The 19,969-nt window shown below is 62.3% G+C and carries 19 protein-coding genes; 5 read left to right on the forward strand and 14 right to left on the reverse strand.

Annotated elements, in window-relative coordinates; translation table 11 throughout:
• Positions 1–3: 3 nt before the first annotated feature.
• The 5 genes from IEI94_RS17355 to IEI94_RS17375 form a co-directional block, all read right to left on the reverse strand.
• A complete protein-coding gene (locus IEI94_RS17355; RefSeq protein ID WP_191168513.1) occupies positions 4–1,509 on the reverse strand; it encodes a tripartite tricarboxylate transporter permease in 1,506 nt (501 codons plus the stop codon).
• A gap of 17 nt (positions 1,510–1,526) precedes the next feature.
• The gene (locus tag IEI94_RS17360; protein ID WP_191168514.1) at positions 1,527–2,018 is read right to left on the reverse strand and encodes a tripartite tricarboxylate transporter TctB family protein; all 492 of its coding nucleotides are present in this window, start codon (positions 2,016–2,018) and stop codon (positions 1,527–1,529) included.
• Positions 2,019–2,084: 66 nt separating this feature from the next.
• Complete coding sequence (locus IEI94_RS17365; RefSeq protein ID WP_191168515.1) at positions 2,085–3,053, reverse strand: tripartite tricarboxylate transporter substrate binding protein; 969 nt, start codon at positions 3,051–3,053, stop codon at positions 2,085–2,087.
• 72 nt (positions 3,054–3,125) lie between these two features.
• Entirely contained in the window at positions 3,126–3,956 is an 831-nt protein-coding gene (locus tag IEI94_RS17370) for a citryl-CoA lyase (protein WP_191168516.1), read from the reverse strand.
• A gap of 11 nt (positions 3,957–3,967) precedes the next feature.
• The gene (locus IEI94_RS17375; protein ID WP_191168517.1) at positions 3,968–5,143 is read right to left on the reverse strand and encodes a CaiB/BaiF CoA transferase family protein; all 1,176 of its coding nucleotides are present in this window, start codon (positions 5,141–5,143) and stop codon (positions 3,968–3,970) included.
• 253 nt (positions 5,144–5,396) lie between these two features.
• Between IEI94_RS17375 and IEI94_RS17380 the strand changes: the two genes are divergently transcribed.
• Together IEI94_RS17380 and luxS are read left to right on the forward strand one after the other, a co-directional pair.
• The gene (locus tag IEI94_RS17380; RefSeq protein WP_191168518.1) at positions 5,397–6,779 is read left to right on the forward strand and encodes a dihydroorotase; all 1,383 of its coding nucleotides are present in this window, start codon (positions 5,397–5,399) and stop codon (positions 6,777–6,779) included.
• A gap of 55 nt (positions 6,780–6,834) precedes the next feature.
• Positions 6,835–7,353, forward strand: a complete 519-nt coding sequence (gene luxS / locus IEI94_RS17385; RefSeq protein ID WP_191168519.1) for an S-ribosylhomocysteine lyase — start codon at positions 6,835–6,837, stop codon at positions 7,351–7,353.
• Positions 7,354–7,408: 55 nt separating this feature from the next.
• Here luxS and IEI94_RS17390 read toward each other — a convergent pair whose 3' ends face one another.
• Entirely contained in the window at positions 7,409–8,110 is a 702-nt protein-coding gene (locus tag IEI94_RS17390) for an RraA family protein (protein ID WP_191168520.1), read from the reverse strand.
• Positions 8,107–9,078 (reverse strand): hydroxyacid dehydrogenase, encoded by a 972-nt coding sequence (locus IEI94_RS17395; protein WP_191168521.1) that lies wholly within the window; start codon positions 9,076–9,078, stop codon positions 8,107–8,109. Before IEI94_RS17395 ends, IEI94_RS17390 begins: the two co-directional genes overlap by 4 nt.
• 214 nt (positions 9,079–9,292) lie before the next feature.
• On the opposite strand from IEI94_RS17395, the gene IEI94_RS17400 reads away from it, so the two are divergent.
• Positions 9,293–9,943 carry an IclR family transcriptional regulator gene (locus IEI94_RS17400; protein ID WP_191168522.1) on the forward strand — a complete coding sequence of 217 codons (651 nt, stop codon included), beginning with the start codon at positions 9,293–9,295 and terminating at the stop codon, positions 9,941–9,943.
• 308 nt (positions 9,944–10,251) lie between these two features.
• Here the strand turns inward: IEI94_RS17400 and IEI94_RS17405 are convergent, their stop codons facing one another.
• A complete protein-coding gene (locus IEI94_RS17405) occupies positions 10,252–11,703 on the reverse strand; it encodes a catalase (protein ID WP_191168523.1) in 1,452 nt (483 codons plus the stop codon).
• Between the two features lie 167 nt (positions 11,704–11,870).
• Positions 11,871–12,203: a hypothetical protein gene (locus IEI94_RS17410; RefSeq protein ID WP_191168524.1), complete on the reverse strand. Its 333-nt coding sequence runs from the start codon at positions 12,201–12,203 to the stop codon at positions 11,871–11,873.
• A gap of 79 nt (positions 12,204–12,282) precedes the next feature.
• Here IEI94_RS17410 and IEI94_RS17415 point away from each other — a divergent pair, with 79 nt between their 5' ends.
• Positions 12,283–12,954 carry a nitroreductase gene (locus tag IEI94_RS17415; RefSeq protein ID WP_191168525.1) on the forward strand — a complete coding sequence of 224 codons (672 nt, stop codon included), beginning with the start codon at positions 12,283–12,285 and terminating at the stop codon, positions 12,952–12,954.
• Between the two features lie 113 nt (positions 12,955–13,067).
• Here the strand turns inward: IEI94_RS17415 and IEI94_RS17420 are convergent, their stop codons facing one another.
• On the reverse strand, positions 13,068–14,387 hold the full coding sequence (locus IEI94_RS17420) for a ferric reductase-like transmembrane domain-containing protein (protein WP_191168526.1): 1,320 nt from the start codon (positions 14,385–14,387) through the stop codon (positions 13,068–13,070).
• A gap of 127 nt (positions 14,388–14,514) precedes the next feature.
• On the opposite strand from IEI94_RS17420, the gene IEI94_RS17425 reads away from it, so the two are divergent.
• Positions 14,515–15,822: a Glu/Leu/Phe/Val family dehydrogenase gene (locus IEI94_RS17425; RefSeq protein ID WP_191168527.1), complete on the forward strand. Its 1,308-nt coding sequence runs from the start codon at positions 14,515–14,517 to the stop codon at positions 15,820–15,822.
• Positions 15,823–15,829: 7 nt separating this feature from the next.
• Here IEI94_RS17425 and IEI94_RS17430 read toward each other — a convergent pair whose 3' ends face one another.
• From IEI94_RS17430 to IEI94_RS17445, 4 genes are all read right to left on the reverse strand, one after another.
• A complete protein-coding gene (locus tag IEI94_RS17430) occupies positions 15,830–16,777 on the reverse strand; it encodes an acetamidase/formamidase family protein (RefSeq protein ID WP_191168528.1) in 948 nt (315 codons plus the stop codon).
• Positions 16,774–18,048 carry an amidase gene (locus IEI94_RS17435; protein WP_191168529.1) on the reverse strand — a complete coding sequence of 425 codons (1,275 nt, stop codon included), beginning with the start codon at positions 18,046–18,048 and terminating at the stop codon, positions 16,774–16,776. Before IEI94_RS17435 ends, IEI94_RS17430 begins: the two co-directional genes overlap by 4 nt.
• A gap of 39 nt (positions 18,049–18,087) precedes the next feature.
• Entirely contained in the window at positions 18,088–18,876 is a 789-nt protein-coding gene (locus IEI94_RS17440) for a sulfite exporter TauE/SafE family protein (protein WP_191168530.1), read from the reverse strand.
• A gap of 71 nt (positions 18,877–18,947) precedes the next feature.
• Complete coding sequence (locus IEI94_RS17445) at positions 18,948–19,928, reverse strand: ABC transporter substrate-binding protein (RefSeq protein ID WP_191168531.1); 981 nt, start codon at positions 19,926–19,928, stop codon at positions 18,948–18,950.
• Positions 19,929–19,969 lie beyond the last annotated feature (41 nt).

Below are 19,969 nucleotides of genomic sequence, written 5' to 3' on the forward strand. Positions count from 1 at the left end.
AACTTAATGCACCGGGGCACGAGCTTTGAGGCGATAGCGTATGGCCTTCAGAATCGGCGACATTACCGCCAGCAGGGTAATCGTTGCCAATCCTATCGAAAGTGGGCGGGCCACCAGCGCACTCCACTCCCCCTGACCAATCAGCAGTGCCAAACGCAGATTGGACTCAGCCATGGTACCTAGTACAACGCCCAGCACCACTGGCGCCAGCGGATACTGCATGCGGTCGAGAAACACCCCCACCACAGCGAAGGCCAGCAGCAGAAACACATCGAACATGCTGTTGTTGACCGAGTAGACCCCGACGATGGTCAACGAAAAGACGATGGGAACCAGTAGCAGGGGTGGCAGCCTGAGTATCTTGACGAAGACTCGTGAGCCCAGGTAACCACCCAGTACAATCAGCAGTGCGGCGGTGATCAACATCTGCAGCATAAAACCGTAGACGATCTCGCCGCTATCCCGAAAAAGCGCCGGACCTGGCTGCAATCCATGCACCAGCAGCCCACCGAGAATCACCGCCGATACAGAACTACCAGGAATCCCCAGGGTCAGTGCCGGTACCAGAGCAGCGGCATTGTCGGCGTTATTGCCACACTCCGCCGCCGCTACGCCCTCCTCGGCACCATGGCCGAAGCGCTCGGGGGTTTTTGAGGCGCGCTTGGCTTCGTTGTAACTCATGAATGACGCCATGTTGCCGCCGGCACCGGGCAAGATGCCCACCACTACTCCAATCAGTGATGAGCGCAGCCAGGTGGGCCATAGCAAGCGATAGGGCACACGCTCAGACTGGGAGAGATCCAGTCTGGCGTCCTGTGTCGGCTTACGCTCACGCACCACCCGTTCTGCGAGACGCAGCGTCGGCGGGATACCAAACAGACCAATCAATACCACCACAATATGAAAGCCGCCGGTCAGCTCACTCTGCCCGAAGGTCAAACGCCCCGCCCCGGACACCGTATCGATCCCTACCATGCCGATCAAAAGCCCGATAGCGGCCGCCACAATCCCCTTCCACGGATCGTTGCCAACCAGCACGGCGATGCTCGCCAGACCGAAGAAGGCAACCCAGAAATAGTCTGCGGGCCCGAAGGCCAACGTTACCCTCGAGAGCGGCGGCGCCAGTGTGATCAACGCCACTGCACTGACGATCCCGCCGATGGCTGAGGACACGACGGCAATTTTGAGCGCTAACGGCGCACGCCCTTGGTCTGACATCGGTCCACCGTCGAGAATCGTTGCCACCGAGGCCGGCGTGCCGGGAATCCGCAGTAGAATCGAAGGGATCGCGCCGCCGTACATGGCACCATTATAGATACCGGCCATCATGCCAAGCCCCACCAGCGGGTGCAGCCCAAAGGTCAGTGGGATCAGGATGGCAATGCCCATGGTCGCGCTGAGTCCGGGAAGGGCGCCGATGCAGATTCCCAGGATAGTGCCGCCCACCATCGCCAGCAGGTTCTCCCATTCGAGGATTAACATCAGAGACGTTGCGAGTAATTCCAGCATGTCGTTCTACCGCCTCCTCAGCGTAGGAAGAATTCACGGGGCAGGGGGCGCTCGAAGACGCCGATAAAAATCAGGTACAGCATGCCCAGCACGATGGCGGCATTGACGGTGATACCCAGCAGATGGCGATAACCCAGCGCATAGGGAAGCGCCAGCAGCATTAGTCCCGTGGCAGAGAAGAACCCCAATGGCCGCACCAGCAAGGCGTAGAGCAGCAGCCCCGCCGCCGCTATAAGGATCTGGCGCAGTGCCAACCAATCCTCGTGTTGCCACTGTTTGCGAGGCCCTCTCCATAGGCGGCGGCGCTGGGTAAGCAGCGCCTTAAGCCCTAGACCCAGCGAGCCGAACAGCATGACCGCACCGATCAGCATCGGGAACATGCCGCTGTCGCCGCGCAGGGTGGTGCCATAATAGAACACCGATACCGCCAGTACGCCGGTGACTAATGACGAGACGACATCGCGTCGCGCGGCACCAAGATCGCGGCTCTCTTCGCTCAACTCACTCATGAGATACACCCGTTATGCATGCCAGTGGGCGCGGCAAACACCGCGCCCGTGAGTGGTATAGTGGTGTCACTCGGCCCAGGGTTCCTCGTCCCAGATCGCCGACATCTCGGTATAGGTTTCATCGATCAGCGCCGCATACTCATTGGGATCCAGGTAGTCCACCAGCAGCAGTCTTTCCTCGGCACTGGCCAGGAAAGCCTCGCTGTTCACTGCTTGCTCGACAGCCTCGACTAACGCATCGCGGACCTCGTCAGGCAGTCCGGCCGGCGCCATCAAACCGCGGTAGGACCCCGCCACGATGTCGGTGCCTACCTCGCCCATGGTCGGCACGTCGGGCACCATGTCGATACGCTCGGCGGCCATTACCCCGAGAATCCTGAGTTCACCATCATTATGCAGCGGGCCAGCCTCACTGATCCCCATCACGCTGGCATCGACATGGCTGCCCAGCAGCGCAGCTCGGCTCGGCGCGCCCCCTGCGAAAGGAATGTGGTTAACGCTGAGATCGGAGGCGCGCAGGAAGCGGATCAGCGCGGTATGCATGGCACCACCGCCACCCGAGTTGCCTACCGAGACGCTGCCCGGGTTCGCCTCAACGTGCGCCATCCACTCCTCGAGGCTGGTGTGGGGACTATCCGCTGGCACCACCACGGCCCCCGGCTCGGTCACGACGTTTGCCAACAACTGGAAGCTGTCGAGATCGTAAGAGGGAGAGCGCTCGATCATCGGATTGAGAATCGACGGCACATTGATGATGCCAATGGTATAGCCATCGGGATTGGCATCGGCCACCGCCGTGAAGCCGATCTCACCGCCGCCGCCTGGACGGTTGATCACCGCGATTCGAGCGCCTCCACCCAAGGCTTCCTCAATGTGGGGCACCAATGAGCGTGCCAACACATCCGAACCGCCGCCGGCAGAATAGCCAACGATCATTTCGATATTGCCACTGGGATAGTCGGCCTGGGCCGATAAGGCGAATCCGGCCGCCATCGCGCCGACGAGTAGTGTCTTAGAGAGTGTGATGTGTGGCATAGCGTATCTCCTGGTACGTTGTTGTTTATGCAGCCTGTGCATCGCCCGGCGGGTGTTGACCCACCTCAGCAATCAGTCGCTACTTAGCTGGCGGGCTGCTTGCCCGCGATAGTCCCAAAGCCAGCCCTTGGGCATTGGCCCCTTGTTGCGCCCTCCCTGGCACTGCTGCTCCCAGGCGTGGGCGAGAATGCCCACGCTACGAGACAGGCAGAACAACCCCCGCGCCAGCGGCGCAGGAAACCCTAGCTCGGCATGAATCACAGCGGTGGCCCCATCGATGTTGAGCGGAATGGGTTTGCCCTTTTCTTCCTGCAAGTAGCGCTCGATCTCGCGCGCGATGTCGGCATAGGCACCGCCAACCTCACCGCGCCGCGCCGCCTCATCGACCAGCGCCAGAAAGCGCGGCGCCCGAGGGTCGACCGGATGAAAACGATGCCCAAAGCCAGGCACGATCTTGCCGTGCTCGGCCCGCCACATCACAAGCTCTTGCTCTACGGCGGCCTGAAGCGTGCCGTACGCCGGTAGCCGCGCTGCAATCGTTTGATACAGCGCCACCGCTTGCTCGCCGGCTCCGCCATGAATGTCATCGAGCACGTTGACTGCCGAGGCCATGGCGTTGTTGAGGCTGCCGCCACAGGTCATCGCCATGCGCGCAATTGCTATGCTCGGCGCTTGAGGACCGTGGTCTACCGCCCCTACCAGCGTGGCCTCGAGCAGCCGGGCCTGGGCCTGACTGGGCAGCTCACCGCGCGTCATCAACCACACCATCTCAGCGAAGCCAATGCGGCCAATCAGCTGCTCAATCGGGTAGCCGCGATAGCGGATCTCCCCCGGGCGCATCTCGATGATTTCGGTTTGCCACCAACCGGCAGCCTGGGCATCGAGTGTCTGAGTATCGGCCATCGTTAACTCCGTTATCTGTTGCGGTGTGTAGCCGGCATTGGGGTGGCACGACCCAGCAGGCGCGCGTTGTCTGCCCCCAGTCGAGGAGGTGGGGTCGAAACGTGCGGCGACTGGCCATCGAAGCGGTAGCCACCGCTCACTACCTCGAGTGGCCGTCCTATGCCGCTATCATCGAAGCGCTCGATCAAACCGCGGTCACGCACCTGGGGATGCGCCAGCGCCTCAGCCACGCTATACACCGGACCCGCAGGCACACCCACGGCCACCAGCGCCTTCCACCAATGCTCTGTGGTCGCGCCTGCCAGTGCCGACTCGATCAGCGCAGCCAGCGCCTGGCGATGTTCAAGACGTGCCTGCCGCTCGGCGAAGCGTGGATCGCTGATCCACTCCTGATGGTCGACGGCTCGGCATAGCGCCTCGAATTGCTCCTGCTTGTTTGCCGCGATGTTTAGCAGGCCATCCTTGGTACGAAAGGTGCCCGAGGGGCTGGCGGTGACGTTGTCGTTACCTAGCGGGCCAGGCGCACGGTCGGCCACCAGTAGATTGGAAACCGCCCACCCCATGGTCGCGAGTACCGAATCGAGCATCGAGACGTCGATGAAGTGCGCCTTGCGCGGCGTTTCGGCCAGAGCGGCATTGATGGTCATAGCGGCAGTGAGCCCCCCAATGGTGTCGGCCAGCGGATAGCCCACCCGGTAAGGGGCGTTATCTGGAGCGCCGGTGATGCTCATCACCCCCGACATGCCCTGGATGATCTGGTCATAAGCGGGATAATTGGCCAGCGGCCCATCCTGGCCGAAGCCTGAAATCGCGCAATACACCAGCCGCTCATTGAGAGTCTTGAGGTAGTCGAAGTCGAGCCCCAAACGCGCCATCACACCAGGCCGAAAGTTCTCTACCAGTACGTCAGCACTGGCGACCAACTCTATGAAGCGTGCGCGGTCCTCTTCCGCCTTGAGGTTCAAGGTGATCGAGCCTTTGCCGGCGTTCTGAGCCAGAAACGAAACGCCCATCGACGCCCTATTGAGCTCCGGATCGGCACCCAACTGGCGAGCCAAGTCTCCCCCCTGGGGCCGCTCCACCTTGATGACCTCCGCCCCAAGGTGCACCAGCTGATGGCAACAAAAGGGACCTGCCAGCACATTGGTCAAATCCAAAACGCGGACTCCGGTGAGCGGCTTTGACATAGAGTTCCCTCTAACAGAATTTATTTCGTTAGACGGAATATAGACCAATGATTCCGCCCAATGCAATGCGTTCTACCTGACAGCATACTAAAGTCGCATTAGTGGAGAGATGACATCGGCGGCACCCTCGTTTCTCGCATAAGTTTCGGGAAGCGAGGTTTGATTTTCACTATGCACAAAGCGTTATGTTATAATATAACTTAACTATCAAACGAGCCGACTGTGTGCCCCAGCATTTGCCCAAGAGCCTCGCATGACTATCACCGACGACCTCGCCACTCGGCTAACCCACCGCCACGCAGACCTGCTTGTGCTAAGCGCCAACGTGGTGACTCCTGCTGGTATAGAGCGCCTGGACATCGCCTGCCTGGGAGGGCGCATCGTAGCGCTGGGTGAGCTGCGCGGCCGCTGGACCGGCGACAACACCCTGGAGGCCAGCGGCCTGCACGTGCTGCCTGGCATCATCGACACCCAAGTACATTTCCGCGAACCCGGCCTAACCCATAAAGAGACCCTGGAAGCGGGCACTCGCGGCGCCGTACTAGGCGGCGTTACCGGGATCTTCGAGATGCCCAACACCACGCCGTTAACACTTACACCAGCGGATCTCCAAGCCAAGCTCGACCTCGCCCAAGGCCGCGCCTGGTGCGACCACGCCTTTTACATCGGCGGCTCGGCGGTCAATGCCGAACGCTTGGCCGAGCTGGAAAATCTGCCCGGCTGCGCTGGTGTCAAAGTCTTTATGGGCAGCTCCTTCGGCGACCTGCTGAGCGATGACGACGCCGTTCTGCAGCGGATCCTGCGTCACGGCAAACGGCGCATGGCGGTGCACGCCGAGGATGAGACACGGCTGCGCGAACGCCGCGCCCTGGTAGAGGCCAGCGGCGATGTGTGCGACCACCCGCACTGGCGCGACCCGGAAAGCGCCCTGCTGGCGACCCAACGCATCGTAGCGATGGCCGGTGAGATCGGTCGGCGGCTACATGTGCTGCATGTATCCAGCGCCGACGAGATGGCTTACCTCGCGCACCACAAGCGCCGCGTCAGCGTCGAGGTCACTCCCCACCATCTAACGCTATGCGCCCCTGAGTGCTACCAACGCCTGGGCAGCCTGGCGCAGATGAACCCACCGGTGCGCGATGAAAGCCACCGACAAGCGCTATGGCAAGCCATTCGCGACGGCGTGGTCGATGTGATCGGCAGCGACCACGCCCCGCACACGCGGCAAGGGAAGGCCCACCCCTACCCCGACTCACCTAGCGGCATGACCGGCGTACAGACCCTAGTGCCGATCATGCTCGACCATGTCCACAAGGGGCGACTGAGCCTGCAGCGGTTAGCCGACCTGACCAGCGCAGGACCAGCCCGCCTATTCGGTATTGAAGGCAAAGGACGCATCGCCCTCGGCTACGATGCCGACCTGACCCTAGTCGACCTAAACGCCGAACGGCGGATCAGCGATGCGTGGATCGCCAGCGTCAGTGGCTGGACGCCCTACCACAACGAGGCGGTCACCGGCTGGCCAGTGGCGACCGTGGTGCGCGGCCAAACGGTGGTACGCGATGAAACACTGGTGGGCTGTAGTCCCCAGGGACAACCTATGGCATTTTGTGAGGTCACACCCACGCAAGCTTAAACAGCAGCCCCATTCGCGAAGGGGGCACGCTTGAGCCATTCAATAAGGAGTCAAGATGCCTTTGCTCGACAGCTTTACCGTTGACCATACGATCATGAACGCCCCAGCAGTGCGTGTCGCCAAAACCATGCATTCACCCTCAGGTGACACCATTACCGTATTTGATTTGCGCTTCAACAAGCCCAATGAGGAGATGATGGGTGAAAAAGGCATCCACACCCTGGAGCACTTATTCGCCGGCTTTATGCGCAATCATTTAAATAGCGACAACGTCGAAATTATTGATATTTCGCCGATGGGCTGCCGTACCGGGTTTTATATGAGCCTACTGGGAAGCCCAACGGAAGAGCGCGTCAGCGACGCCTGGCTAGCCGCCATGCATGATGTCCTGAAGGTGGAGCGAATGGAAGACATTCCAGAGCTCAATGAGTTTCAGTGCGGCACCTTCGTGATGCACTCGCTAGACGAAGCCAAGCGCATTGCTCAGAGCATCATTGATCAAGGTATTGGGGTAAACAAGAATGACGACATCGCTCTAAGCGCCGAGCGGCTAAAGGCCTTGGGCAACGTGTGACGTAGGGTTAGAAACCCGGGAGAACGCCGCTCAATTCGAGCGGCGCCTCGGCTGATCAGACCGGACAACCTCTCTGACGCAAGTTTGCGTCGAAGCGTTCAGTATCGATATGCCCTGTTTCGTTATTGGCGCGGATGCGCGCTTCTTTTTCCGCATGGATGTGGCATTTAGCCAGGACGGCCTCTGCCTCAGCGGCGGGGATCGCAATGACGCCATCGGCATCACCGAGAATCAGGTCCCCAGGCTGGATCGCCAGACCGGCGCAGGCGATCGGCACATTGACCTGACCGGGCCCCTCCTTACTGGGACCACGGTGGGTGTGACCGCGCGCATAGACGGGCACCCCTCCTTCGGCCCATTCGGCAACATCGCGTAGAGCACCGTCGATCACGAAGCCACCCAGCTGACGAGAGATCGCCGTCGTGCGCATCAGTCCGCCGATCACCGCCGTGGATAGATCACCACCGCCATCTATGACAATGACATCGCCAGGCTGGGCGCGTTGCATCGCGGCATGCACCATCAGGTTGTCACCGGGGCGAGTTCGTACTGTGACCGCGGGACCACACATCGTCAGGCCAAGATCATTGTGGTACATCTGCAACCCCAGCGTGCCGGTATGGCGCCCCATCACGTCGCCAGCATGCGCCACAGGCACCTGACGGTAGGCGTCAACCAACGAAGCGGTCAGCGTGGTACGCCGCGGATGGATATAAAAGCCCGTTGGCCAATTTTCGGTATCGGTATGGGCACTCATCGTCTCATCTCCAATAAGTCTTCGTTGACAATGCGCCCGTGCGACGGCCGCTTGCCGGCCAGTATCGCCAAGGCGTTCTCGGCGGCAGCGCGAGCGGTCAATGCCAGGGCAGCATCACTGTTCCCTCCTACATGGGGCATGATGACCACCTGGGGCATGCGCGCCAGGCGATGCCCGGGAGGAACCGGCTCTTCGGCCAGAGTGTCGAGCCCCGCTCCCTGTAGATGGCCGCTGGCAATGGCCTCGGCCAAGGCATCCTCATCGATCAACCCTCCTCGAGCAGTATTGATGACAATGGCACCGGTACGCAGCGCAGCGAGTGCAGACCTATCAATCAGCTGGCGTGTCTCAGGTAACAGTGGGCAGTGCAAAGACAAGACATCACTCTCGGCTAACAAGGCCTCTAAACTTGGCGTCTTGCGAACGCCCTCATCCATCTTGTCGACTGCTGGGTCATAGGCCATCACGCGCATCCCGATGGCGCCGGCCATGCGTGCGACATGCCTAGCAATAGCGCCGTAACCTACGAGTCCCAATACACGGCCGGAGAGCTGTAACCCAGGTGTCTGTCTCGGCCATTCGCCAGCACGTACACGCTCACTCAGCTGCGGGATGTCGCGCGCTACCGCGATCATCAAGCCAATGGCGAGCTCTGCCACTGATTGCGCATTGGTCTCCCCTACTACCGTGACGGGAATATTGCGCTCCGTTGCGGCATGGATGTCCACAGCGTCGTGACCGACGCCATGGCGCGATATCGCACGTAGCCCTTGGCATGCTGCAATCGCCTCTCGACCAATCGGCAGCGTGCGCGCTATTACCGCATCAATCGGCTGGCTGGACATGATTTGGACAAGACGCTCTTCCTCGCCCTTGGGGATGAACAGCAGGCGGCAACCGGCCAGTTCCAGCACTTCCCGGCCCTCTACAGCCAAGCGCGGTGCAGTAATCAGAATGGTGTTGCTCATTGCTCTCCCTCTAGCTGTACCATCACTCCCGGAGTATGGCCTTTTGCCCCCACACTGAGAGGACGCCCGCGGGGACACGAGTGGGTTGGTAGCCTTGACGCATATTCCCCCTAACAGAACAAATTCCGTCAGAGGGAATATAATCTAATAATTCCGCCTGTTGCAATGCGTTCTACCCAGCAACATACTAAAGTTTCATCAAAGGAGAGATGCCATGGCAGAGCAACGCGTCGAATCCGTGGAGCGCGCCCTGACCCTGCTCAACGCCTTTCGCGCCGATAAACCCGCTTGGAGCCTGGCTGAATTAGCCAACGAGACGGGGTTCTACAAGAGCACCATCCTGCGCTTGATGGGCTCGCTGGAACGCTTCGGCTATACGCAACGCGACCGTGATGGCCTCTACCACCCAGGGCCGGCACTGCTACGGCTGGGCCAGCTAGGGCAGGCAAGTGTCAGCCTCGAGGCAGTGGTACGGCCGGTACTGGAACAGCTACGCGACCAGACACGCGAAACAGCCTCGTTCTTTATTCGCGATGGCGACGAGCGGGTGTGCTTGTATCGGGAAAATGGACGCCATGAGTTGCGTCATCACGTTGAGGAAGGGGCGCGCCTGACACTTGGCAAGGGTGCGGCGGGACTAGCGCTGGCCCACCCCGCCCCAGAACGTGGTGAGATTTTCCAATCCTTCGGCGCCCGCGAAGCCAGCTTGGCCGCGATTGCCGTCCCGATCATCGACAGCCGTGGCAAGCTGCATGGCGCATTGGCCGTCTCAGGACTGATCAACCGTTTCGACGATGATGCCTGCACCCGATTCGGCGAGATGCTCAAAGAGAAAGCCGTTCAGATCGAACGGCAGATTGGGTGAAAAGCGTCAGAGAGTGTGGCAGCTCGACGGCGTTATCTCCCTAGGCGGAGGGTCCCAAAGCTGCACCTCGATATGTAGTGGGTGGCAAACTCTGGAAACGTCATTACGGCCTCACTCTGAACAACCAGCAAAAGAGTATAGGAGAAGGTCACACGCTGAGCGCGCCTAACGAACTTGGCGCATTCCCTAGCGCGACTGAAGCCGCTCCCACCGTTAGCTTGGGTAGTTACGTGATAGGTACCGAAGGCGAAGTGTAGATCAATGCACCTCGCCCCGCATGGGGATGGCGGGGCGAGGTGGTGAGTGGGCTAGCCGTTAACCGCCTTGGCGATGCGATCACCGATGTTCTGGTCGATATTCCGCCAGTACTGAACGGCGCGTTCCAGTACCTCGGGGGAGACGCCGTCCTTGAGGTGCCCGCTGACGTTGTTGACCAGCCGCTCGCGCTGGGCGTCGTCCATCACCTCGTTGATCAGGGTGTTGGCCTGGCTGTAGTCGTCATCGTCCTGACGCAGGGTGTAGGCCGCGCGCATGAATTCCCCGTCAGCTGCCCAGGTGGTGTCCTCCGGGTAGCGTTCGGGGTCGGCGTGGGGGCCTCCCTTGCTGTTGGGCGCATAGACCGGGTCGGTGACATTGTGCATGCGCATCGCCCCGTCCTTGCTGTAGCTGTGCACCGAGGCCTTGGGCGAGTTGACCGGAATATGCTTGTAGTTGACCCCGAGCCGCGCACGGTGGGCGTCGGCATAGGAGAAGCCGCGTGCCAGCAGCATCTTGTCAGGGCTAAGGCCGATACCGGGCACCAGGCTATTGGGCTCGAAGGCGGCCTGTTCGATCTCGGTGTGGTAGTCGGTGGGGTTGCGATCCAGGGTCAGACGGCCCACTTCGTGCAGTGGGTAATCACCTTTGGGCCACACCTTGGTGAGGTCGAAGGGGTTGAGGCGATAGGTCTTGGCGTCTTCGAAGGGCATGATCTGGACCTTGAGCGTCCAGCTCGGATGATTTCCCCCCTTGATAGCCTCGTAAAGGTCGCGGGTGTGGTAGTCGCCGTCGGCGCCGGCCAAGTGGTCGGCCTCCTCCTGGGTCAAGCAATCGATACCCTGGTCGGTCTTGAAGTGGTACTTGACCCAGAAGCGCTCCCCCTGGGCGTTGACCCACATATAGGTATGGCTGGAGTAGCCGTTCATATGCCGCCAAGTTCTGGGGATGCCGCGGTCACCCATCAGCCAGGTGACCTGGTGAGCGGACTCCGGCGAGAGCGTCCAGAAGTCCCACTGCATATCGTGGTCACGCAGGTTGGTATCAGCGCGACGCTTCTGGGAGCGGATAAAATGCTGGAACTTCAGCGGGTCGCGGATAAAGAACACCGGGGTGTTGTTGCCGACCATGTCGTAGTTGCCCTCGGAGGTGTAGAACTTGAGGGAGAAACCACGCGGATCGCGCCAGGTGTCGGGGCTGCCCCGCTCCCCCGCCACCGTCGAGAAGCGGATCAGCGTCTCGGTGGTGGTGCCGGGCTGGAACACGGCGGCCTTGGTGTACTGGCTGATGTCCTGGGTCACCTCGAAGCGGCCGAAGGCACCGCCACCCTTGGCGTGGGGCTGGCGCTCGGGAATCCGCTCGCGGTTGAAGTTGGCCATCTGCTCGATGAGATAGTGGTCGTGCAGTACGATCGGGCCATCCGGGCCTACGCTAAGCGAGTGCTCGTCGCTTGAGATCGGGATACCTGCATCATTGGTAGTCGGTTTACGGTCATCGTTAGTCACGGTCAATCCTCCTTGTCTGAACGCGAGGCGTCGTTACAACGCCTCCTTCAGCCTAGAAGAAGATGTGAGCGCTTACACATGACCTAGGATAACGACGCCGATGGTATCTGCGTCACCACATCCAGACCAATGCCTACTGGATCGCAAGACATGTCCCTGTCAGCTGCTCACTTCCCTGTCTCTAGCTGCTGCCACCACTCCGCATATGAGCTGTTACGCGGGTGCTTGCCGGTTTCGTCTGGGGCGTCGTCATCCCACCACACGGGGCCGCGCTCGCCGAGGGCTATCTTGGCGGTATCCACTGCCTGGCGCGCTTCACGCAGGGCATCGTCATCCTCGGCCTGCTTGGCATGTTTGACGGCACGGCGGGCCTGCATCAGCGCCTTGACCCGTGCCCGGCGGGTGGCGTCATCCAACCGGGGGTCGGTCTTGCGCCAGAGTTTCTCCTTGGCGACGAAATAGCGACCGTCCGGCGTTTCGGGGTGCTTGATGCGGGCCATGCGCTCTGCTCTTGCCATCGTAAAAGTGAGGGGAACACGGCACCATGATAGGCCATTCATCGCGCGCGAGGTGCCTTCCATGCATGTAGACGATGCCATTCTGTCACGACGTTCGGTACGTCGTTTCCTGCCCACGCCGGTGCCGCGGGAAACGTTAGAGCGTCTACTGCAAGTGGCCAGCCAGGCACCCAGCGGCAGCAATATCCAGCCGTGGCAGGTGCACGTGGTCAGCGGCGCGCCGCTGGCGGCACTCAGCCAAGCGCTGCTCGGCGCCTTCGACCATGAGCCGGAGCAGCACCAGGCCGAGTACGTCTACTATCCCCGCGAATGGTTCGAGCCCTATATTGGCCGCCGCCGGCGCTGCGGCTACGGGCTCTACGAGACACTGGGCATCCACCGCGAGGAGCGCGACAAACGCCTGGCCCAGGCGCGCCGCAACTACGCTTTCTTCGATGCCCCGGTGGCGATGATCCTGACCCTCGACCGGCGCCTGGATACCGGCAGCTATATGGACTGCGGCATGTTTCTGCAGAGCCTGATGCTGGCCGCCCGCGGCCAGGGCCTGCACAGCTGCGCCCAAGCCGCCATCGCCCCCTACCATCGAGTGATTCGCCAACAGCTCAGCCTCAACGACAACGAGTTGGTGCTGTGCGCGCTGGCCCTCGGTCATGCCGTTCCCGATGCGCCGGAGAACGGCTTCGTGCCCAAGCGCGAGGGGTTAGAGAGCTTCACGCGCTTTTACGGCTGCTGAATGCTCGGTCAGCGGGTCACCACTACCGCGGCCACAATGGCCACCGCGACTAATATGACACCGGCCAGGTTACCGGCGTAGCGCACGTATTGATGCAGCATCTTGGGCCTCCTTCAAATGATGGCGAAGCGGTCGGAGATGATCCGTGTGGCGGGCACCCCAAGCTCGATCAGGCCCCCCTCTGCGGCGTTCATCATCGGTTCCGGCCCGCAGATAAAGTACTCGCGCTGCTCGTCGTCTTCCGGCAGGCAGCGCTCCAGCAGCGCCTTGTCGATATAGCCAGTCTCGCCCTGCCAGCCCTCAGGCGGGTCGCTGAGCACGTGGATCACTTTGAGCGGCAGCTCGGCCTCCAGCTCGGCGAGCTCGTCGCGAAAGGTCGCTTCATCCCAGCTGGGGTTGGCGTAGATCATCCATAGCGGCAGGGTCACCCCCTGATCACTGAAAGTGCGCAGGATGCTCATGATCGGCGTGACGCCGATGCCGCCAGCCATTAACACCGCTCCGGATGCACTGCGCACATCGGGAATAAAGGCGCCGTAGGGCCCTTCGATAAAGGCGCGGGTGCCTGGCGTTATCTCCGGCAGGGTAGCGGTAAAGTCGCCGAGATTCTTGGCGGTGAAGGCGACGCGCCCTGGCCGGCAGGCACTCGATACCAGCGAGAATGGATGCTGCTGCAGCGAGAACGGTGAGTCACCGAAGGTGATCCAGAAGAACTGCCCAGCGTTGAAGTCGATGCGATGCTCCCCCTCCGCTTCCAGGGTCAGGGTAGTGGCATCGCCCAGCGCCGGCTGATTGTCGACCACCTGCCAGGGCCGTTTACGCATTCGCCAGGGGCGCAGTAGCCGGGTATCGGCCAGCAAGTAGACCGGCACCAGCACCACCGCCACCAGCAGCCCGGCAGTGATCCAACCGGCGGTGTAGTGGCTGGCCATTAGCGCATGGCCAAGACCGCCAAGCACCACGAACAGCGCCAGACCGCCATGCAGCAGCCGCCACCACTCGTAGGAGAGTCCCAGCTGCACCCGCCATAGCGAGCTGATGATCAGCACCACGCTGGCACCCAGCAGGCCGATTAGCGCCAGCGCGCGCAGAGTATCGTCGCGGGGGTCTAGAAACGCGAGATAGCTGGGATCGGCGGCGAATATCAGCGGCGGGTGCAGCAGCACCAGCCACAGCGCCAAGAGTCCGGTCTGGCGGTGGAACTGCAGAATATTGTCGAAGCCGATACTCTCGGCAAACCAGCGGTGCCGGCCGGAGATGATCACCTGCATGCCGAACACACCCAGCGCCAATAGGCCGAACATCACACCAATCGCGCCGAGCAGGCCGCGGGGTTCTTGGGGAACGGAGAGTAGCGCGATACCGAGCGGCAGCAGCGCCAATAGCAGATACAGGCTGCCCCAGAGCAGCCCGCGTCGAGTGATGGGTCTCATCGGTCCTCCTTGGCTCGCATCCATGCTTGCCAACTCAGTGTGGCCCAGACCCGCAACATATCCAAGCCGGGGCAGCGACTGCTAGGCTATTCATCACCCCCTGCTCATCGCCATTAAGGAGGATGTCATGAGCCAAGATGCCACACAGCAGGATCACACCAACCTGTTCGACGATGCCCGCTCGCGCCTGGAGGAGGTCTTCGAGGCGCTGGAAATCAGCCCCGATGCCTGCCAGCGGCTGATGCAGCCAGCACTGTCATTGCAGGTCAGCGTGCCGGTACGCATGGACGACGGTAGTCTCAAGGTGTTTCCCGGTTGGCGGGTGCAGTACGACACCAGCCTGGGCCCGGCCAAGGGCGGTATCCGCTTCCACCCCGCCGTCGACCAGCTAGAGGTGACCACCCTGAGCTTCTGGATGGCGGTCAAGTGCGCGGTGGTCAACCTGCCCTTCGGCGGCGGCAAGGGCGGCGTGCAGGTCGACCCCAAACAGCTCTCGCGGCTGGAGCTCGAGCGCCTGGCACGCGGCTATATTCGCGGCATCGCGGATGTGATGGGCCCCAACCGCGATATTCCAGCCCCCGACGTCAACACCAACGCCACCGTCATGGGCTGGATGTCGGACGAGTACGCGCATTTGGTGCGCGGCCAGACTCCGGCGGCCATCACCGGCAAGCCGCTGACGCTGGGCGGCTCCTACGGCCGGGTGGCGGCCACTGGGCGGGGAGCCCTCAAGGTGCTGGATATCTGGGCCGAGCGTGAGGGGCGCAAGCCGCAGGACACCACGGTAGCAATACAGGGCTTCGGCAATGCCGCCTACCATTTTGCCAGCCTGGCCCATGCCCAGGGCTACAAGATCGTCGCAGTGTCGGACTCCGGCGGCGCCATCTACTCCGAGGAGGGGCTGGAGCCCGATCCTATCAAGGAGGAGAAGACCCGCCACCAGCAGCTCAAGGGCATGGTCTACTGCGACGACTCGGTATGCCACGCCAAGGGGGTCGAAGCGATCGACCAGGACGAACTGCTGGCCCTCGACGTCGATGTGCTGGCCCTGGCGGCGCTGGAAAATCAGATCCACGAGGATAACGTCGGCGACGTCCGCGCCGGCCTGATACTCGAGATCGCCAATGGCCCGGTGACCTCAGCCGCCGACGACGCCCTCGAGGAGCGCGGCATTCCGGTACTGCCGGACGTGCTCGCCAATACCGGCGGCGTGATCGTCAGCTACTACGAGTGGGTGCAGAACCGCAGCGGCGATCGCTGGACGGAGGAAACCATCAATCAGCGCCTGGATGCAGTGCTGGAGCGTGAAGCAGCCACGGTGCTTGACCGCGCCGAGGCGGAGCAGATCTCCTACCGCAAGGCGGCCTACCGGCAAGGCATCGAGCGCATTGCCGAGGCGATCCGCGAGCGCGGCAACAACCAGGACGGTGAGTGATCTCGCCTCACTCGAACACGATCCTCGGCAGGTAGAAGCTGACCACCCAGTTGGGCGCATCGACGATCTCGCTGATACGCAGGTCGCCGCAAACCGAGCAGAGCATATAGGCCTGCTCGGCGGGCATATTGCGCGTCTTGACCAGCCACTCGATGGCGCCTTCCAGCGCCTGACGCGCGCCGTTCATCAAGTCGGGGCCGATCCCGGTGAAAACTTCATAGCCGGCGCCATCGAGATGGCGTGTCACCGGGCCGGGGGTCGAGAAGCGCGGCATCGCGAGCGGCGTATCCTTGATCAGTTCCAGGGTGACGCTGACGTCCATGGCGCTCTCGATAGCGGTGCCGCACACTTCGCCGTCGCCCTGGGCGGCGTGGGTGTCGCCGATGGAGAAAAGCGCGCCCTCCACTTCCACCGGCAGATAGAGCACGCTGCCGGCGCCCAGGTCGCGAATATCCAGATTACCGCCCACCCGCCGCGGCGGCACGATGGAGTGGCTGCCGGGGGCGGCAGGGGCCAGGCCAATGGTGCCGGCAAACGGCTTGAGGGGTATCCGCGCATGCTGACCGAAGGCCGCCGGGCTCAGGGCCTGGCGGTCATAGTCCCACAGCGTCAGCGCCGGCTCGGGGAACTGGTCGGCGAGCAGGCCGAAGCCGGGGATATTGGCGGTCCAGCCAAAGCCCGACGGAGTAAAGTCGTTGAGAGTGATCTTGAGCACATCGCCGGGGGCCGCGCCGTCAACGTGGATCGGCCCGGTGACCGGGTTGATACGCTCGAAGGGCATGCTGGTCACCGCCTCGACACCTGAATCACGGCTGAAGTGGCCGCCCGCGGCATCGTGGCAGACCACCGTCAGAGTGGAGCCCGGGGCCACCTGCTCTACCGCAGCGATGCTGTTATCCCAGCCGTGATGGCAGTGGTGGCCATGGATAGTCTTGATCGGCAGCGCTTGGCTCATGCGGGCACCTCCTGACGCATCAGGGTGCTGGCAATCTGCAGCAGCCGCTGGTCCTGCCAGCGGTCCGCCACCAGCTGTACGCCTACTGGCATACCCGCCGTACCCTGGCTCAGCGGCAGATTGAGACACGGCACGCCAAGCAGCGTCCAGGCGCGGCAATAGAGCGGGTCGCCGGTCGCCTCGATACCTTCCGGCGCCACGCCGGCGGCGCTGGCGGCGAGGATCACGTCGACCTGCTCATCGAACACGCCACTCAGCGCCTGCTGCATGGTATTGGTGGCGCGCCGCGCCTCGAGATAGCGCTCATGGCCGATAGCCCTGCCCTCCTCGAGCAGCTCGACCAGCTTGGAGCCCATCTGCGCGGCGAAGCGGGCGTACTCGCTGGCCAGGGTCTGGGCGGCCTCGTAGGCCATCACCACCTTCTGGTGCTCGATCAGCGCCTCATAGCGCGCGTCGAGCTCCAGCGGTACCAGTTCAGCGCCGGCCTGCTCGAGCCGCGCCTGAGCATGGCGCAGCGCCTGCTCGGTATCGTCATCCGGCGCCACATCGCCCGGCAGGCTGCGCACGCCGACCCGCACCCCGGCGAGGCTAGCCAGCGGCGCGATACGTGGGGCACGGGTCAGCGCCGAGTAAGTGGTGCAGATATCCTCGATATGTCGCGCAAACCAGCCCAGGGTATCCAGCGACGGCGCAAAGGATTTAACCCCGGCGGCGCTGACGGTATCGAAGGTGGGCTTGAAACCGAACACCCCGCAGAAACTGGCCGGGCGGATCATGCTGCCGGCAGTCTGAGTACCGAAGGCGAGCGGCACCATCCCGTCGGCCACCGCTGCCGCCGAGCCGCTCGAGGAGCCACCGGGGGTACGTGTTAGATCATGCGGGTTGTGGGTCTTGCCGGGCGTGAAGTAGGCGAACTCGGTGGAGACCGTCTTGCCCATGATCAGCGCCCCCTGCTCCTTGAGCAGCGTCACCAGGGCAGCATCCACCAGCCCCCCGTCAGAGTGCAGATAGCCACGGGTACCCCAGCGCGTGGGCAGATCGACGGTCTCGATAATGTCCTTGAGGCCCACCGGAACGCCGCACAGCAGCCGATCAGCGTGGGAGTCATCCGGCGCCGCGGGCGTTTCGGCGAGGGCTTCCCAGGCCTCCACCTCGGGCTCACGCTGGTCGATACGCGCCGCACAGGCGTGCCACCAGTCCAGCGGCTCCGCACGGCCCTCGGCCAGGGCGGTCTGGTAATCTTCGATGGTCATCTCAGAATCTAGATTCACAATGCTTCTCCGCTCGAGTCCGGCGGCCGGTTGGTCCACTCAGACAATCAGTTTCAAGCCGACCAGCAGCATCAACAGCGCAAACAAGCGCCTGAGTAGCCGCGGCGACAGGTGGTGGGCGAGCCTCACGCCGAGTCTAGCGCAGGGCACGCTGAACAGCGCTATTCCGATAAAAGCTGGCCAGTAGAGGTAGCCGCTGCTGTAAGCCGGCAGGCTGGACTGACCGTGACCGGTGAACATGAAGGTCGCTGCCCCCACGGCAGCAATGGGCAGACCGCAAGCCGCCGAGGTGCCGATAGCGCGTGCCAGACTGGCACCGCTGCGCGCCAACCACGGCACGCTGAGCACCCCGCCGCCTACACCGAACAGCGCCGAGAAGGTGCCGATCAGCGTCCCTGCGGCGAACATCGCCGGCATACCGGCCGGCTGCCGCCCCGGCTTAGGGGGCTTGGCCAGCAGCATGCGCAGCGCTAATAGCAGCATGAATAGCCCGAAGTAACGCTCCAGAAGTTCCGCGCGTAGCTGCCCGGCAATCAGGCCGCCCAGCACTGCGCCGACCATCAGTCCGGGCAGCATGCGCTTGAGCAGATCGACCACCACGGCGCCCTTCTGCCAGTGGCCCAGCGCCGAGGAGGCGCCGGTTACGGTTATGATCGCCAGCGAGGTACCGATGGCCAGGTGGATCACCACCGCGGGATCGATACCCTGCTGATTGAGGGCCACGATCAGCGCCGGCACGATCACCACGCCCCCACCAATACCGAACAGCCCGGCGATAACGCCGGCGACGGCGCCCACCAGGCAGAAGAACAGCAGCGCTGACAGCATTCAAACTCACTCCAAACACCATGACGAATGGGGCCTCAAGGACCCCATCCGAGGATACGCTGCCAGAGCGCTTATTGAACGACCTCGCTGGCAAAGGAGGCGTCGACGATATCGTCGTAGTACATCTCACCCTGGATATTGCCGACGAACTGCTGCATCTCGATGGCATTGGTGAAGGCGTCTTCGGTGATCATTACGCTCTCGGGATAGACGTTGTTGTCGATCATGCGCTGCACCGCGGCGTCTACCACATCGCCCTGCAAATCACCGAACTCCATCCGCGCTACCGCCTTGGCGGTGTCAGCATCGGAGTGGATCAGCGCCAGCGAGTCGTTGATAGCGCTGACGAAGCGCATCACCAGATCCGGGTTGTCATCAATCATCTCCTGGGAGGTGTTGATGGTCGAGAAGGCATACTCAGGGTAGTCGTCGGTGAAGGCGTGGATGATCTCCAACCCCTGAGAGATGCCCTGCTCGACCTGCGGCTGGTAGGCCACCGCCATATCGCCGCGCCCGGAGAGCACTGGACCCAGCTCGGAGCCATTCTGCACTTCAGTGAGGGTCACCTCACCATTGAGGCCGGCATCCTCGATCAGACGCTTGATCAAAGTATTCGACGTACCCGGGGCCAGGCCGACCACCACCTCCTTGCCTTCGAGGTCGGCCGGCGACGAGTAGTCGAGATCGGGATGCGCCAGCACCCATACTGGGGCGCTGTTGGCCACCGCACTGATCGCTTTGCCGCTGCCGCCCTGCTCCTGGGCGAAGCCGACATGCTCCGGGCCATGCACCGAGAACTGCGACTCACCGGAGAGCACCGAGGCCAGCGCCGCCGGCCCCGAACCCGCCGAGCGCACCACTGGTACATCGATATTATGGTTGTTGAACATACCTTCATGCTTGGCCACATAGACCGGCAGGTAGAGCAGCGAATGGAAGGCTTCGTTGATCAGGATGGTATCCATGTCGTCGGCCTGGGTGTGGGCCGAGGCACCGAGTGCCAACAGACCGGCGCCGAAGGCGATACGCTTATAGGTGGTAGATATGTTCATCGTTCAATGCCTCTTATGGTTATTGATGGTGGTGCTCACTG

The organism is Halomonas sp. ML-15 (genome assembly GCF_014779595.1).
Taxonomy (GTDB): Bacteria; Pseudomonadota; Gammaproteobacteria; order Pseudomonadales; family Halomonadaceae; genus Franzmannia.